At 49.5% G+C, this 13662-nt stretch carries 15 protein-coding genes; 9 read left to right on the top strand and 6 right to left on the bottom strand.

Annotation, left to right across the window (positions count from 1 at the left end; translation table 11 throughout):
* Nucleotides 1–13: 13 nt before the first annotated feature.
* The 4 genes from KR52_RS03385 to KR52_RS14080 form a co-directional block, all read right to left on the bottom strand.
* Nucleotides 14–667, bottom strand: coding sequence for a hypothetical protein (locus KR52_RS03385; RefSeq protein ID WP_038552468.1), 654 nt, complete (start codon nucleotides 665–667; stop codon nucleotides 14–16).
* Nucleotides 668–1480: 813 nt separating this feature from the next.
* Nucleotides 1481–2281: a hypothetical protein gene (locus tag KR52_RS14085; protein ID WP_156957572.1), complete on the bottom strand. Its 801-nt coding sequence runs from the start codon at nucleotides 2279–2281 to the stop codon at nucleotides 1481–1483.
* Nucleotides 2278–3336 carry a GSCFA domain-containing protein gene (locus KR52_RS03380; RefSeq protein ID WP_038552466.1) on the bottom strand — a complete coding sequence of 353 codons (1059 nt, stop codon included), beginning with the start codon at nucleotides 3334–3336 and terminating at the stop codon, nucleotides 2278–2280. Before KR52_RS03380 ends, KR52_RS14085 begins: the two co-directional genes overlap by 4 nt.
* The gene (locus KR52_RS14080) at nucleotides 3315–3542 is read right to left on the bottom strand and encodes a hypothetical protein (protein ID WP_156957571.1); all 228 of its coding nucleotides are present in this window, start codon (nucleotides 3540–3542) and stop codon (nucleotides 3315–3317) included. Before KR52_RS14080 ends, KR52_RS03380 begins: the two co-directional genes overlap by 22 nt.
* 441 nt (nucleotides 3543–3983) lie before the next feature.
* Here KR52_RS14080 and KR52_RS03375 point away from each other — a divergent pair, with 441 nt between their 5' ends.
* Nucleotides 3984–5615, top strand: coding sequence for a site-specific integrase (locus KR52_RS03375; RefSeq protein ID WP_051834258.1), 1632 nt, complete (start codon nucleotides 3984–3986; stop codon nucleotides 5613–5615).
* Between the two features lie 70 nt (nucleotides 5616–5685).
* Here KR52_RS03375 and KR52_RS03370 read toward each other — a convergent pair whose 3' ends face one another.
* Nucleotides 5686–6408 (bottom strand): FkbM family methyltransferase, encoded by a 723-nt coding sequence (locus tag KR52_RS03370; protein WP_071840160.1) that lies wholly within the window; start codon nucleotides 6406–6408, stop codon nucleotides 5686–5688.
* A 292-nt stretch (nucleotides 6409–6700) separates the two neighbouring features.
* On the opposite strand from KR52_RS03370, the gene KR52_RS03365 reads away from it, so the two are divergent.
* The 4 genes from KR52_RS03365 to KR52_RS03355 all read left to right on the top strand — a co-directional run bounded on the left by KR52_RS03365 (nucleotide 6701) and on the right by KR52_RS03355 (nucleotide 10226).
* Nucleotides 6701–7285 (top strand): recombinase family protein, encoded by a 585-nt coding sequence (locus KR52_RS03365; RefSeq protein WP_162175603.1) that lies wholly within the window; start codon nucleotides 6701–6703, stop codon nucleotides 7283–7285.
* A 785-nt stretch (nucleotides 7286–8070) separates the two neighbouring features.
* Complete coding sequence (locus KR52_RS03360) at nucleotides 8071–8268, top strand: hypothetical protein (protein ID WP_038552457.1); 198 nt, start codon at nucleotides 8071–8073, stop codon at nucleotides 8266–8268.
* 397 nt (nucleotides 8269–8665) lie between these two features.
* Entirely contained in the window at nucleotides 8666–9316 is a 651-nt protein-coding gene (locus KR52_RS13520; protein WP_071840158.1) for a sulfotransferase family 2 domain-containing protein, read from the top strand.
* Between the two features lie 46 nt (nucleotides 9317–9362).
* On the top strand, nucleotides 9363–10226 hold the full coding sequence (locus KR52_RS03355) for a Druantia anti-phage system protein DruA (protein WP_084221938.1): 864 nt from the start codon (nucleotides 9363–9365) through the stop codon (nucleotides 10224–10226).
* A 150-nt stretch (nucleotides 10227–10376) separates the two neighbouring features.
* Here KR52_RS03355 and argJ read toward each other — a convergent pair whose 3' ends face one another.
* Nucleotides 10377–11579, bottom strand: a complete 1203-nt coding sequence (gene argJ / locus KR52_RS03350; RefSeq protein ID WP_038552452.1) for a bifunctional glutamate N-acetyltransferase/amino-acid acetyltransferase ArgJ — start codon at nucleotides 11577–11579, stop codon at nucleotides 10377–10379.
* Between the two features lie 50 nt (nucleotides 11580–11629).
* Between argJ and coaE the strand changes: the two genes are divergently transcribed.
* The 4 genes from coaE (at nucleotide 11630) to KR52_RS03330 (ending at nucleotide 13662) form a co-directional block, all read left to right on the top strand.
* Complete coding sequence (gene coaE / locus KR52_RS03345; protein ID WP_038552448.1) at nucleotides 11630–12253, top strand: dephospho-CoA kinase; 624 nt, start codon at nucleotides 11630–11632, stop codon at nucleotides 12251–12253.
* A 106-nt stretch (nucleotides 12254–12359) separates the two neighbouring features.
* Nucleotides 12360–12881 carry a hypothetical protein gene (locus KR52_RS03340; protein ID WP_084222025.1) on the top strand — a complete coding sequence of 174 codons (522 nt, stop codon included), beginning with the start codon at nucleotides 12360–12362 and terminating at the stop codon, nucleotides 12879–12881.
* Between the two features lie 62 nt (nucleotides 12882–12943).
* Complete coding sequence (locus KR52_RS03335; RefSeq protein WP_038552442.1) at nucleotides 12944–13234, top strand: hypothetical protein; 291 nt, start codon at nucleotides 12944–12946, stop codon at nucleotides 13232–13234.
* A 125-nt stretch (nucleotides 13235–13359) separates the two neighbouring features.
* Nucleotides 13360–13662, top strand: a complete 303-nt coding sequence (locus KR52_RS03330) for a transcriptional regulator (protein ID WP_253912441.1) — start codon at nucleotides 13360–13362, stop codon at nucleotides 13660–13662.

Raw genomic sequence — 13662 nt, 5'->3', positions numbered from 1 at the left:
ATCCAACCGGTGATCACGGCTGAGGTGGCAACACGGGCTCGATGGTTTCAAAAAAGGCTTCCGAACCAGGGGCCGCCAGTACAGGTTCCGGCTCGGCCATCAACACCGGTGAATCGTCGGCAGGCAGAAGAACAGCAGGGACGGTATCGATGGGCTCAGGAAAAACCAGGAGATCGGTATTGCCCTCATCCAACCCTGAGTCCAGGACCTCTTCCTGGTCTGTTGAGGGCACAGTCCCATCTGCTGCGGGGACCTCCGGTGGGAGATCGGGCTCAAGATCCGGGGTGATGGTTTGAGGGTCAGACCAAGCGGGTGCTGTCCACACTGGAGCTTGGGGCGTCTGCAGAGCGACCTCAGGTTTGATTGTTGTCTTGAGCTCTGGCTTGGGTGGTCGGCTCGCCGCCTCGGCGGCTTCGAGGGCTGTGATGTCCACCTGAAGCGCTGCACCGTCGTTGCCGAACCGAGATCTGATCTCCTTCAGAGAATCCCCGGGGAAGGCGAGCGGCGTAAAGGCCTGAGGGACAGGGTCTTCAGCATTGGTCTGAAGCGTCAGCACCCGGTCGGTGATGCCGTAACCGAGAGCAAAACAACAACCAGCAACCAGGGGGCCAACCCAGAAACGGGACTGGGTCTCAACGGGGGCGTCAGGGGAGCTGGACTTGTCCACGGGTGCGTCTGACAGAGACTCGGATTGTGACAGGGATCCAGCAGAGACGCTTCAGGTGGCGCAGTTGATATTGAGGTGAACGCATAGAAGAATCAGACCTCGGCCTGCAGGTTGGACAGTGAGGGAGCCGATCGGGTTCAGCAGGGCTGAAACCACGGACAAAGTCGTAGCAGTCCAACAGAAACAGACATACCTCGAAAATAAAACACAAAAATCTCCCCAATAGCACTAGGACGCTGAAGTCAAAACAAGGCGTCAAGAATCCTTCAGACAAGGCGGCCATGCACGAGCAAAATCACTCTGACGACGACAAATCAACAAGACACAACCTTGAGTCCAAAAACGATCAAACCAGAAATGTCATCGAATCACCCTGAGACAAACGGCACGGGAAGCCTGCATCTGAGCCAGAAATCCAATGCATAAAACTGCTTCGCAAAAAACAAGCAAACCATCTGAGACAGCAAGAGTTTCAAGCTAGAAAATTTTCACTACATACGCAAAAAGTAAGCCTTAGGGGCGAACAAAGGTATTTATGCCCGTAGAGAGCAATCAAAAGCCAAAGTCAAAGTCAAATAAAACACTATGACGGAGTTGACTTTTAATCTAAGGCGATTAAACCAACCAATACCAATCAGCAAGACAGACCAACAAGGTTGACCAGACACCGCATGAGAACGCTGCGAACAAGCCAACAGAATGGTCTTCTAGCTCATCAAGCCAGACAGCTGCAAACCCAAAACAGACAGCCAAGAACTTGCCAGAAAGACGACATGAGCTAACGCAAAATATAGAAAAACAACCACATCAGAATCAAACGACGTAAAGCTTACAAATTTGGGCAACTATTTTCTGCCAGTATTCAGGGCCTGCGTGCCAGACACTACTTTTAGTTGCATACATTGAACGTGTCGTTAATTTCAAATCACAGAGGAGTTCGTCAGGGGGCAAAAATACATCATATGAATTTCCAGACTGCGAGTGAAATTGACGGCACAAACAACGTATAGATTCCATATTATGGAAATGAATATCCTTTAGGCTTTTGTCGTGCTTCAAAACAGCCCTTAGGCCTTCGAAATATCCTTTTTCCAAATTCTCTAACGGCAATGGGGCACCGATGAAAACTACTTTTTCAGGGCAACGACTTGTAAGCTGTCGAACAATTGGAGACACACGAAAATGCCAAGGACTGATCGCCTCAAATTGCTTATCGACCTGCCACGAATAGAAACAAGACTTGAGAAGTGAAGCAGAAAGAAGAGAGGGAATACTGTTTTTAGCATAATAAAACGGGGCAAAATATTTACACGGTGAAGCCACAATAAATATCTTCTGGTAATTGTGGATACATGGCACTTGCCCCAAATCTTTGTTTCCGAAAGCGTCGCGAATCGCCCAAGCGCGCTGCAAATTTCTTTTTTCAGGGTTATTTAGTTTCGGCACCAAATCTGGTGCACGAATATAACCGTCGGGTTCTAGATTTAAGTGCCCAAAGCCTGTCTCCCATAGAGCTGCAAAGTCAAAATTCTCAGTGAGTTGCTCATCGAAAAGACGAAATCCTTTGAGGAAACCACCCAACTGCGAAGATCCAAGAGCAAGGAACTTACTCATTTGCCAAATGCCTCCAGCAATTCTTCTTCACATTCAACACCATCAGAATTACCTTTGTCATTACCAACACTCACTAAAGATGATTTCTTAGAAGACCTGACAATTGAGTGACTCGCAAAGAAATGCTTCATCACCATCTTGACAGTTTCATCCCTTACTGACCTCAAATTATCAGAGAATCCAGTTGAATGCATTCTTGGATTCGTCACTATCTCATAGGAAGGGAAATAGTCAACAAAAGGCTTTTCAGCCCAAAATCCTGCTACAGCCCTTAATATTGACTTGGAATAAATAGTAGAGGAGAGCACATGATTACCACTCGCTGTTGCAGTTAATGGCACAGGAGAAACCGTCAAAATCATCTTGAATTCTTTCTCTCCCCTAATGCGCCCAAGCACTTCAATAAAGTCACGCATATCTCTATTGATTAAACGAAAATTAGGATTTTGAAACTCAAAATTCTCTTCATCGAACTCACCAGCAAGAACCCCAGGTGCTGTTGGGTAAACAGTTCCCGACCTTTTATCCACCCACATCTCAGTAAGACCAAGGGTAAAGATGAACACATCAAGATCCTTGAAGAGCTGCCTAACTCTTGAGATATGAGTTTGACGGTGCTTTTGAACTTCTTCTGCAGAGTCAAGACCCTCAGGCTCGACTGCCGGACGCAAAGCATCGAAAAACTTACCATCTTTCTCCCAGATATGGTTCTTTGGAGTCCATTCGCCAGCAACCTCTTGGGCAAGCTGCAATAACTGACGAACCGTATAAATATTTCCGTACCTTGCAGAATACATTGAAAATCCAAATTTTTGGCGCAAATCCTTAGGAAGAGCCGGCGGCGGCGGCTCAACATCAAGAACCTTGTATCCGTTCTTCTTTAAATGGCGCGAAATATGCTGCGCGAAACAAGATCCCGCTGTTGCAATTTTCGACTTGGGATGTATCTTAAACTTTTTCCTATAAATACCTTCGATCGAATAAGGATTTTCTTGAGCAACGCCGGTTTTCCAAAATGCAGTTCGCGGCAAACCTACATATGGATTTTTTTCCATGAAGCAAACGATAACCAGTTCAATTTACCACAAACCTCTTCGCTTATGAGGAGAAGCTTGAGGCTGGCGTCAATTTCTTTAATGCAGCTCTGCGACGCCAGCAAATGTTCAGCAGCTTTTGAAGCTTCACTTTCAAAACCCAACAGTTCATGATCTGATTTAATCACTACATGCTGCATCGATCTACCATTCACGCTAGCAACCAATCACCGACTCATCATCACAAATGAAACTCCATCTTACAGGACAAAGACTCAAAGTTTTCGAGGAAGAATGAACACTCGGATTTGGACGAACCGAGAGCACAGACTTCATCATGCCACTCTTATCACAATGAAGAAGGCCATAGAGCAATTAACCAACATTCCCAACACCATCGGGAATGATGGACATGGAACACAGATTCTTGACGCTCACGCGGTTTAAAAGCGAAGAACAATCGAAGCAGGAGCAGAGAAGAACCTCTCGAGTTCATTCAAATCAAAAGGGTCCAAGGTTTACGTGGTGTAGTCGGCGTTGATGCGTACGTATCTCTCGGAATAAGTGTCTGACTGAATTCATGCCAGTTAGAATCACTGTAAACAATCTGTCAACAAATACCAGATCTCAGTCGTGGCCGGTAGAGAGCGTCAACAAACTGCCAACCGATGCCTGAGATGAGCACTCAATCTCAGGTCCTAGATCGGACCGACTTACAAGGCGGCAAACGAAACAAAGCGTACGTGTTTCGGAACGGTCAACGGGGTGGTCGGTGGTCTCTCTACTTCTTCAACCCAGAGAAGAAGAGCAGGCATCGGTTCGTTCTCAGACACCCCAACGGAAGATTCCCCGACCCAACACCAACAGGTCTGGACGAGGCGGTGGAACTGGCGCAAGAGCGATACATCGAACTCCGAACCAAGGCAGACGAAGGAGAAGCGGTCAACGTCCTGACCATTGGGGAGATGGTGAATCGGTTCCTAACGAAGGAGCAACGCCGAATCAGCAGCACACCTCACGAGGGGATCACAGATGGACGCTTTCGTCTGATCAGAAACCAGACCAGGCATTTCCTCAACTTCTGCTCTCGGAAGGGGGGATGTGGAGCAAGCAAGCAGGTCCACCTCTTCCGACGTACGTACCTAGACACCTATCAGCAGTGGAGACAAGACACCACAGACGCAATAGACAAGGCAGGACGGGTGCTGCCACGTCCAACAACCCTCAATGGAGAGTTTTCGACCATCCGTCGGATGTTCAGGGAGGTTGCTCTGGCGGAAGGGTTCATCACCAGAGACCAACTACCTGAGATACCCAGCGCCAAGGTTCCAAAAGATCAGTCGTATCGGCGCTCAGCGTTCTCTGCTGAGGAGTGGGTTCAGCTCGAAAAGACAGCACGTCTCTATTGGACAAAGGGTCTAACCAGGTGGTCCCAAACAGGCAGTCCACTGGGGTTTCACAAGATCACAAGAGGACCGAACAAAGGGCAGGACAGCACTAGACCCATCACCAGGAACTCTCTATACGGGGTCATCCAGGGGAAAGGCACCAGGAAATCGACGAGGGCTCAGATTCAGCAGGACCACCGCCTGATGCTTTATCTGGCGATGAGGATCTCGATGGAGTCAGGGATTCGGATCGGATCACTGAGGAAGATGCGCTGGTCTCATATCTCGGACAACAAAACGCTTTCCAAGGAAGAGCAGAAGGTCTGGTGCCTGATTGAGGTGCCACCCGAAAACACGAAGACAGGTCGCTGGTACGAGTTGTCAGCACCAGTGGTCAGACATCTCGAACGCCTACGCGAGATCACTCGACACAAGAGGAGAAGCGACCTGTTGTTCACCAACCAGAGCAGCGGTGCACCACTCAGCAGCAGGATTTGGGGCGACTCCTTAAAGGAGATGCTCGTTGAATCGGGTCTTGCCACCTGGTCCGAGGACGACAGCAACAACTGCCGAAAGATCGAAGTGACCAGCGGGAAAACGCTGACCTGGTACTCGTTCCGCCATTCCTGGATCACCTTTGCTCTGGAACGAGGCGTACCCGTCGCGACCGTATGCAACAACTGCGATACCTCGATCCAATACGTCCAAGAGCACTACTTCCACTACGACGCGAAGCGAGCGACTGGCGCTCTCCTGACTGGGAGATCAAGAGCACCTAAGGGAGGGATCAACGCGGAGTGGATGAGAGATCCGTACGTGAAAGGTGAAGAGAGATCAAGGCACAACTCATCAAGAATTCTGGACTACAAGCTCGCTACGGTGCCCACAAAATCTCAGCAGTGGAAAAATTAACGATCACAAGAAATGCGCAATTATTGTCAACGAGACTATTCTCGGCCTCTGGACAGGTCACATCAATGGCCTACCAATCCTTGGATGGCGTTACAAGAAATTGCGGAGAGGTGTTGCCAAGACGAGATCCTGCAATCTCTGATTTATGAATATAAAAAGTGTCATAAAGTCTATGCTGGACTTGTATATATCCACGCTCATCAAGAAGCAGGTCGAGCTCCAATGAAGGACGCTCAATTGTCATGCACTTAAATTGATATTTACAGAAGTCGAAGTCTTTAAGAGCTTCAAACTCAGCTCCTTCAATATCAAGAGAAAGATAATCGATCAAGCGCGGAGCGCTTGCCTCGTCAAGAATAGACTGCAAAGTTCTTGTTTTAACATTTATTATTTCAGCGGCTTGAAGCTGCTCGCCTCTTATTGCCTGATTGTTATCAAACTGATCTCCTAGAATCCCACCGAGTTCACCATTGTCGATACGAAAGCGTACGTTATCTCCGTTCGAAGAAGTAACTGCATACTCGAAAACCTGGCTTTTCCTTCCCTCCCTTAGGAGCTCAGCAAATCTGGGATTTGCATCAATCAACACGCCTCTCCAACCTAAATGGCGTTCCAGGAAGAACGTATTACTGAGATAGGTTGGATGCGCCGCTGCAAGATCGACAAAATATCCATTTCGGTGAAGACCATTTTCAGCGTAGTTAAACGCAACTTCGAGCACAAACCTAAGCTGACCCTTTTGTGACTTCAAAGGATCGTTCTTAGACTCGGGAGTGAAAATATGATCTGGCATGTAAGGAATCAAAACCCTTACTCATTATCCCATCAAGGCTGGACGAAATTTCAAGACACGACCAATTAGCGACAGGCCTAGTCAAAAAGTACAGCAGGCCAGGAAGGGAGCTGGCTTAGCGGCGAAGGCTGGACAGGCAAGCATGAGAGAGCCAGAAAAACAGAAAGGGGGGCTGTCGGAAAGCGAAAGTTTCGACAGTGCAGCACTAAGGCTGCTGTGACTGCATTCTTTGTCTGTCGTAACTCCCTGTCGGAATGCAATGTACTTACGGCAGACTTTCGACAGAGCAGTCGTGGCGATCTGGGGTTATTGGAGAACCAGCACTGCTGAGCAAGACAGCGAGCGTCAGGAGCAGTCCTTGCGGGAAGCAGGTTGTGAACGCATCTATGGAGACCAGATCACAGGGACTAGTGACTGGAACACCCGTCCTGAACTACGTCGTTGCTTGGATGAGATGGTCGAGGGAGACACGCTGGTGATCGCTGAACTCTCCCGTTTATCTCGTTCCTTCCTGGGGATGGTGAACGAGGTAAGCAACCTGCTGGAACGTGGGATCCATATCAGGACTCTCGACAAACGTCTTGATACCACTGCGATGCCAAAGGAAATCACGATGCTCATCGTGTCGGTCCTGGGGTATGCGGCATCTCAGGAACTGGATCAGATCAAATCCAGAACCGCTGAAGGCAGGGAAGTCGCTAAGTCCCGTGGGGTGAAATTCGGTCGGAAAAAGACCTATACCGAACATCAAGCAACAGAGGTGATGAAAAAACGTACTGCTGGTGAGGGATATGGAACGATCGCTAGATCAATGGGTATGAGTCGATCGATGGTGCAACGCATCGTTCAAACACATGAACCTGTCTCTGTTTCTTGATCACCCTCTGACACTGACCTCTTTCTGTTCCTGATCGGTAACCAGTCTCCTGAATACGTTGGAGTCCATCTCGCACGCCTCCAGTCCTCCTGAAGGGTCGGAAAGTAACTCTTGATTGCCTTGTGCAACGTCATTGTTCGGAGACCACAGACCTGAACAGGACACGCCATCATCCAGGTGTTTGTTCGAGGTGAGAATCCCAACACTGCTGTCTTCCTTTTGCAGACTGGACACTCACCTTTTTGGTAAGCGACTCTGCCATTGAATTTCCTGGGATTCTCTATGGCATTCATGAAACGACCAACATCATTAACAAAGGGTTCTTCTATTGATTCATTCGTGCAAAAGTTCCAACTCATTTCAATCCCTTTTGTGTTTGTTCTCTGACGTATTTATATCTGGAAGATAGAATTATTATAGATAGTATTGTTCAGAAATTTATTAAGAGTCCTGCTTAGAGTTACCGCCAAAACGTTGAAGTCACTTCAATCGCATAACTAGTAGGCAAAAAAGGTGATTTTAATATGACTCCTCTTGTTGTCTTAGGTGATTTGTTATCGCCACTTGTGTTTTTCCTAAAAACTTATCTACATCAATCATCTAGAAAGAATCAACATGACACCAGCAAAGCAGCAACCCAATAAAAAAATGGTTTCTTATCAGGAACAGGAGATTGAAAGACTATCATTAATGGAAAGTTCCCTGATGGATCATTACGGGTACAACTATTCTCAACTGCACAAGAATCTAGTCAGAGAGAAATATTATGCGTTGAAAGCGGCACTATGAAAGACGAAACTACCGCTACTAGAAAAAAGATTGACTACCTCTACAACAAACTAGATGAAATCTGTGATGGTGATTTTGAAGAGAAGAATAATCAAGTGTCGTTTCTGATGAAAGAGATCGACAAACAAAGAATGAAACTGCTTGAAGCAGAACTAAAACAAGTTTACAGGGAGATCGAAGATGAAAACAGTTAGACTTTCAGATAAATCAGAAGTACTAGCGAGAGAACTGATTAAAAAGATGAGACTGCCTAGTCAGAACTACGAAAGACTCATTGAACAACTGATCAAAGATAAGTTCGATAAGACGTAGCAGGTAAAACTAAAATCGAAGATACTGTCAACCTACAAAGTGTTACGGACGATCGGAATAACTCAATGCATCATTTTCAAAAAAATTCCTGGTATCAATCTATTCTCTAGGGTTCAAAGTGCATTGCTCTCTTGAACACTTACGGAGTTATTGCATTCAAGTTAATGATATTTGTCAAGAATGGATGAAAAGATTTGCCGCTTCAGAGCATGCAAATTATGGCAGATATTGTCGTAGAAATGTTTTTGCGGTAAAATACAACATGAGTAATCAAAGATCATGATTTTCAATTCGCCCGAAGGACGGTCAATATTCATACACATTCCCAAAACTGGTGGTAATACTATTCAGAAACACATTTTTGACAATGGCGATTCTTTGGATGAAATGAAAATTTCGGGTCGTCAGGATGGCAAGGATAGATTCGAAGTGAGAGGCAGATTCACTTCCAAGAAACACATGAAATTGTCCGAATATTTTGAATACGATGAATTGCGATCATTTAATGTATACACATGCATTCGGAATCCTGTTGACAGATTAGTTTCCCTATATTTCTCTCCACACTGGTACGCCAAACGAAATAGATTTACTGGGGAAATCTTCCTGCCTGAAACAATTGATTTTGACATCGATGAATTCTCGGCGATGATCCGTAAAACTGATTCAATGACACAGATGCTCTCTATTTCCCGTGAGCATGGAATTCCATGCATGTCTTCTTCGTCCATACCTTCCAAATTGAAGTTGATTAGAACAGAAAACTTAAAAAATGATGCATCCTCCCTGCTTGGGTTGGAAATTAATTATTCAAGCAATGTTTCACCTTACAGAGATTCTGCAAAAAAAGCAAAATCAGACCCTGCGGTTCAAAAGTTGATATGTAATTCAAAACATCAAGAAGATCAAGACTTTTTTTACGGAACATAAGTCATCTTGACTTATGTTCCGTATCCGAATGATATGAGTCGGTCATTTGGCACTATCGAAGGACCATCAGAACCGTGGCAAAGGAGGGAAGTTTGTTGAGAGTTCACATCCACCTGCAAGGCAAATTCAAGTCTCTCTGCCTGAACCGTTCATAGAGGCACTCGATGCGTATGGACGAGAACACGGCGCAGGACGAGGCAGAAGCATCGTGAAATTGCTTGAGGGTGTACTGACACCTAGTTCGCCTCCAGACCCCCTTCCTGTCGCTCAGAGAGACCTTGTGAGGTTGGAACTGGTCAAGAGCAGTAACCCCCTCTATCAAAAGTTCCGTCGCAGCCACTACATCCCTGACAGAGGGACGATGGGACAACAACTCCAGTACCTGGTCTTCTACGGATCTGAGGTCGTTGGAATCATTGGTGGTGCTTCCGCAGTTTTTGCCAATCAGGCACGGGACGAGTTCTTTGGTCTTGCGGAGGAGACAGAAGTTAAAACACAACAACTCAATAGCATCGTCAACAACAATGTTTTTCGCCTTGAGTATCCCGCACCAAATCTAGCAAAGATTGTTCTCTCCATCTGCAGAAAACGGATAATGGAGGACTGGGAAAAACTATATGGAGTTCCGATAGCAGGGTTCGAGACCTTTGTCGTCGAAGAACGTCTATGGAATGGAAAGACCAGAAATGGTGTTTGTTATCGCGCTGATAACTGGGAAATGGTTGGTATCACCCGTGGACATGGAAAAACCAATGCTCGCGGTCGTGAGATCAAAGATAAAACCCTTCGATCCAAGAAATTGGCTACTGCCTTCGGATCAAAGGGAGAGAACTTTGTGATTCCTATGCAGCTGCGTGGAACGATCTTGATCTCAAAAGAGATTTACGCAAGAGACGAGATCAGATGTTGAGTGATCCGCTGGACATCGTGCTTGATGTCATACGAGGAGAGACCTAACGGGGAGACACAGAGGCAACTAAGTGTGGATCCACCGTTACCCCTGCGTTACCCCCTCAAAAGACTCCGCCCAAATTCATTGGAAATACTGACATTTTTGGGTTTACGTGGTGTAGTCGGCGTTGATGCGCACATATTGATCCGAGAGGTCACATCCCCAGGCCTGGCCAGTACCGGAGCCATCACCCAACGAGAGGCGTATGGAGACGTGCTCCTGCCGCAAGACGTCGCTGGCTGCATCACGATCAAAGGCCAAGGGTTGTCCGGCAGCCATCAACTGATGTGACCCAATCCACAGGGCCACTGCATCCGGATCGAAAGACACGCCAGAACGGCCTGCTGCTGCCACGATCCGCCCCCAATTCGGATCCCGGCCATGAACGGCGGTTTTCACCAAAGACGAGCCGCAAACCGTTCGCGCCACTTGCAAGGCTGCAAGTTCGTCAACAGCACCCTCCACGTGCACCTCAAGCAGGCAGGTCGCCCCTTCTCCATCCCGGGCAATGGCCTGAGCGAGCTGCTGCATCGCCTTGGTCAGACCCTGTTCAAGAACGGCATGGTGCTCTTCGGCCAGCGGTGGGCCTGCTGCAAAGGCCAGCACGGTGTCGTTGGTGCTTGTGTCCCCGTCAACGGTGATGGCATTGAAAGAACGCTGCACCGCGCGCTGCACCATCCCCTGCCAGGCAGTCGGGTCAACGCCCGCATCGCAACTGAAGAAGCCCAGCATCGTGGCCATGTCGGGATGAATCATTCCCGAGCCTTTGGCCATGCCTCCAATGCAAACCCGGCGCCCCTCCAGCTCCAGTTCAAGCGCCACCTGCTTGTCCACCAGATCGGTGGTGAGGATGGCGTTGGCCGCGGCATCAGCGCCCACGTCGTCCAAGGCTTCCACCAAGGGTGCCAACCCGGCCAACAAGGTCGTCATCGGAATCGGCACACCGATCACGCCCGTGGAGCAGATCAACACCGACTCCGCATCCACGCCGAGCTGGTCGGCGAGCAGCTGAGTGGCGCGCTGGCTGTCGATCAAACCTCGATCGCCGGTGCAGGCATTGGCCTGGCCGGAATTGATCAACACAGCACGGGCCAGACCACCATTGCTGACAAGGCGTTCACGGCAGAGGTCAACACAGGCCGCACGCACCACCGAGGTGGTGAAGGTGCCAGCACAAACGGCTGCTTCCGGTGCCAACAATAGCGCCAGATCAGGCTTGCCCGAGGGCTTCAGACCAGCGGCGATGCCTGCCGCCTGGAACCCATTCGGTGCCGTCACACCGCCCTGGATCGGTTGCCAAGAAGAAGCCATCGCCACCGCTGATCCGCCGCGAGACACTGGTTGCATCCTGCTCCGGAACCATGGCGCCTGGCGAGCCGTTCTCGCAACGACGCATCGGACTCACAGGCGGGATTGCCAGCGGCAAAAGCAGCGTTGGCCGTTGGTTGGCGCAACAAGGGCTCCCGGTGTTGGATGCGGACCAATTCGCCCGAGAGGCCCTCGGGCCAGGTCGCCAGGCCACGAACACCGTGCTGCAGCGCTATGGATCCACGGTCCAGGCCGATGGAGGCGCTGCCATCGACAGAGCAGCCCTGGGCCGCATCGTGTTCCACAACCCCGATGAATTGCGGTGGCTCGAGCAACTGGTTCACCCGATCGTGCGGAAGCGCTTCGATCAAGCGCTCACCCTCCTTGCCCAAAAACCAGCCGTTGTGCTGATGATTCCGCTTTTGTTTGAAGCGGGTTTGGAATCGCTGTGCAGCGAAATCTGGCTGGTCGACTGCGACGAAGACCAGCAACTCGCGCGGTTGATCGCACGCGACGGCCTGAGCCCTGAAGCCGCTCAAGCCCGCATTGCCGCCCAATGGCCCCTGAGCCGCAAACGCGGTTTAGCGGATCACGTCATTGCCAATCAAGGCCAACCAGGACATTGGCAACACCAGATCAGCACGCTCCTGAAGGCAGGCGCCGCAGCCGAGCTGTGATCAAGCTCACACGCCATGGAGACCGGAATCAAATCCTCAAACGGCAAACGCGCTGACAGTGAAATCAGCCCAATCCCACGGGCCACTCAACAAACACATGAGCACCATGTCTTTCAAAACCATCACCACCTCATCCCTCGCTGTTGGCGCCCTAGCCTTAACTCTCGCCCCTGGCGACGCTCACGCCCAATCCTTCGTCCCGGACATCTTCGGCGATAAAGGCGCTTGTAATGAAGGGTTTGTGCTGGCCCCTGGCTTCGGGGCCGGTGGCCGCGACTGCGACGATGCAATCGATTTCGCCCGGGACGAAGCATCAAAAGACCGTCGTCATGACAGAAATTCCCAGCTGATCGGACTTGGAGGCAATCTCGTCACCGGACTGATTCTCAACAGCCAAAACCAAAAAGCCCAACAGTCCTCTGGGCCTTCAGAAGCCGAACTCGCCCTGATCAAGCAACAACATGAACTCGAGTTGTTGAAACTCCAGATGCAACTTCAGGCCCAGCAGGCCAGACCTGTTTACGGCGCACCCACAACCGTCAACTACGTGCCTGGCTATCCCCAACCCCCCGTGGCACAGCCCGCGGGCTATGGACCCTACCCAGCTCAACCGGCCTACTCCTACTGAACCCCTCCAGGCATCACTGCAGCTCAACACCACCGAAAAAATCACCACAAGTGTTCTGAACCATGCCTTTCCTAAAAACTGTTGCACCCATCCTCCTTGCTGGACTCAGCACAATTGCAACCTCACACTCCGCCTCTGCTGAAGAAAGCCGTATTCGCATTGAAACCGACAGAACGGAAGCTAGAATAGAATTCTGCACCACAAAAGAGGAATGCCAATTCATTCACTTTTCTGGCATCTTCCCCGAACAAACCATTAGCGAAGAGACCAGTCAGAAACCCACCAAAGAGAATCGGAGCAACAATCTGATCAAGCAAATCAACGATCAAATCTTTGGCCTGTTTGGCTTTTAACTCCAGGCCAGCTCATTCAAATCAAAGGACAATGAATCATGAATTTCCAACATCTTGCCCTGACCTTTCTTCTGCTCAGCCCAGCCATCGCTCTCCCCTCGCCTACACACGCTCAGACGGATGCCATGGCACCTAAACGCGCACTCAACTTGGCTCGCGATACAGCAATCCGCATGAATGGCGGGCTAGGGAAATATCGACCAGGTCGCTGCATGTACCAGGGAATCGCCAACAATCCATGCCTTGCCCAGCGTGATGCCTCTGGATTCATCTTTCACTTCCCAGGCGGACAACCCGGCTGGCAGGAATCCGGGACGCCACCAACACAAGTGACGGTGCTGCGCGTTTCCCCCGATGGACGCGCGATCACGCAAACCATTCACAACGGCCCCCTCTCCCAGTACTCAGCCCCGACACAGCAGCGTTGA

The sequence above is a fragment of the Synechococcus sp. KORDI-52 genome (assembly GCF_000737595.1).
Classification (GTDB): domain Bacteria; phylum Cyanobacteriota; class Cyanobacteriia; order PCC-6307; family Cyanobiaceae; genus Parasynechococcus.
Note: the sequence above shows the minus strand (reverse complement) of the source record. Positions and strands in the feature narration are given on the sequence as shown.

What these genes read in the sequence shown, in the direction of transcription:
- KR52_RS03380 (WP_038552466.1), bottom strand. Translation starts at nt 3,336, where the DNA reads ATGGAAAAAAATCCATATGTAGGTTTGCCGCGAACTGCATTTTGGAAA.
- KR52_RS03330 (WP_253912441.1), top strand. Translation starts at nt 13,360, where the DNA reads ATGGCACCTAAACGCGCACTCAACTTGGCTCGCGATACAGCAATCCGC.
- coaE (WP_038552448.1), top strand. Translation starts at nt 11,630, where the DNA reads ATGGCGCCTGGCGAGCCGTTCTCGCAACGACGCATCGGACTCACAGGC.
- KR52_RS13520 (WP_071840158.1), top strand. Translation starts at nt 8,666, where the DNA reads ATGATTTTCAATTCGCCCGAAGGACGGTCAATATTCATACACATTCCC.
- KR52_RS03360 (WP_038552457.1), top strand. Translation starts at nt 8,071, where the DNA reads ATGAAAGACGAAACTACCGCTACTAGAAAAAAGATTGACTACCTCTAC.
- KR52_RS03370 (WP_071840160.1), bottom strand. Translation starts at nt 6,408, where the DNA reads ATGCCAGATCATATTTTCACTCCCGAGTCTAAGAACGATCCTTTGAAG.
- KR52_RS03375 (WP_051834258.1), top strand. Translation starts at nt 3,984, where the DNA reads ATGCCTGAGATGAGCACTCAATCTCAGGTCCTAGATCGGACCGACTTA.
- KR52_RS03340 (WP_084222025.1), top strand. Translation starts at nt 12,360, where the DNA reads ATGTCTTTCAAAACCATCACCACCTCATCCCTCGCTGTTGGCGCCCTA.
- KR52_RS03335 (WP_038552442.1), top strand. Translation starts at nt 12,944, where the DNA reads ATGCCTTTCCTAAAAACTGTTGCACCCATCCTCCTTGCTGGACTCAGC.
- KR52_RS14085 (WP_156957572.1), bottom strand. Translation starts at nt 2,281, where the DNA reads ATGAGTAAGTTCCTTGCTCTTGGATCTTCGCAGTTGGGTGGTTTCCTC.
- argJ (WP_038552452.1), bottom strand. Translation starts at nt 11,579, where the DNA reads ATGGCTTCTTCTTGGCAACCGATCCAGGGCGGTGTGACGGCACCGAAT.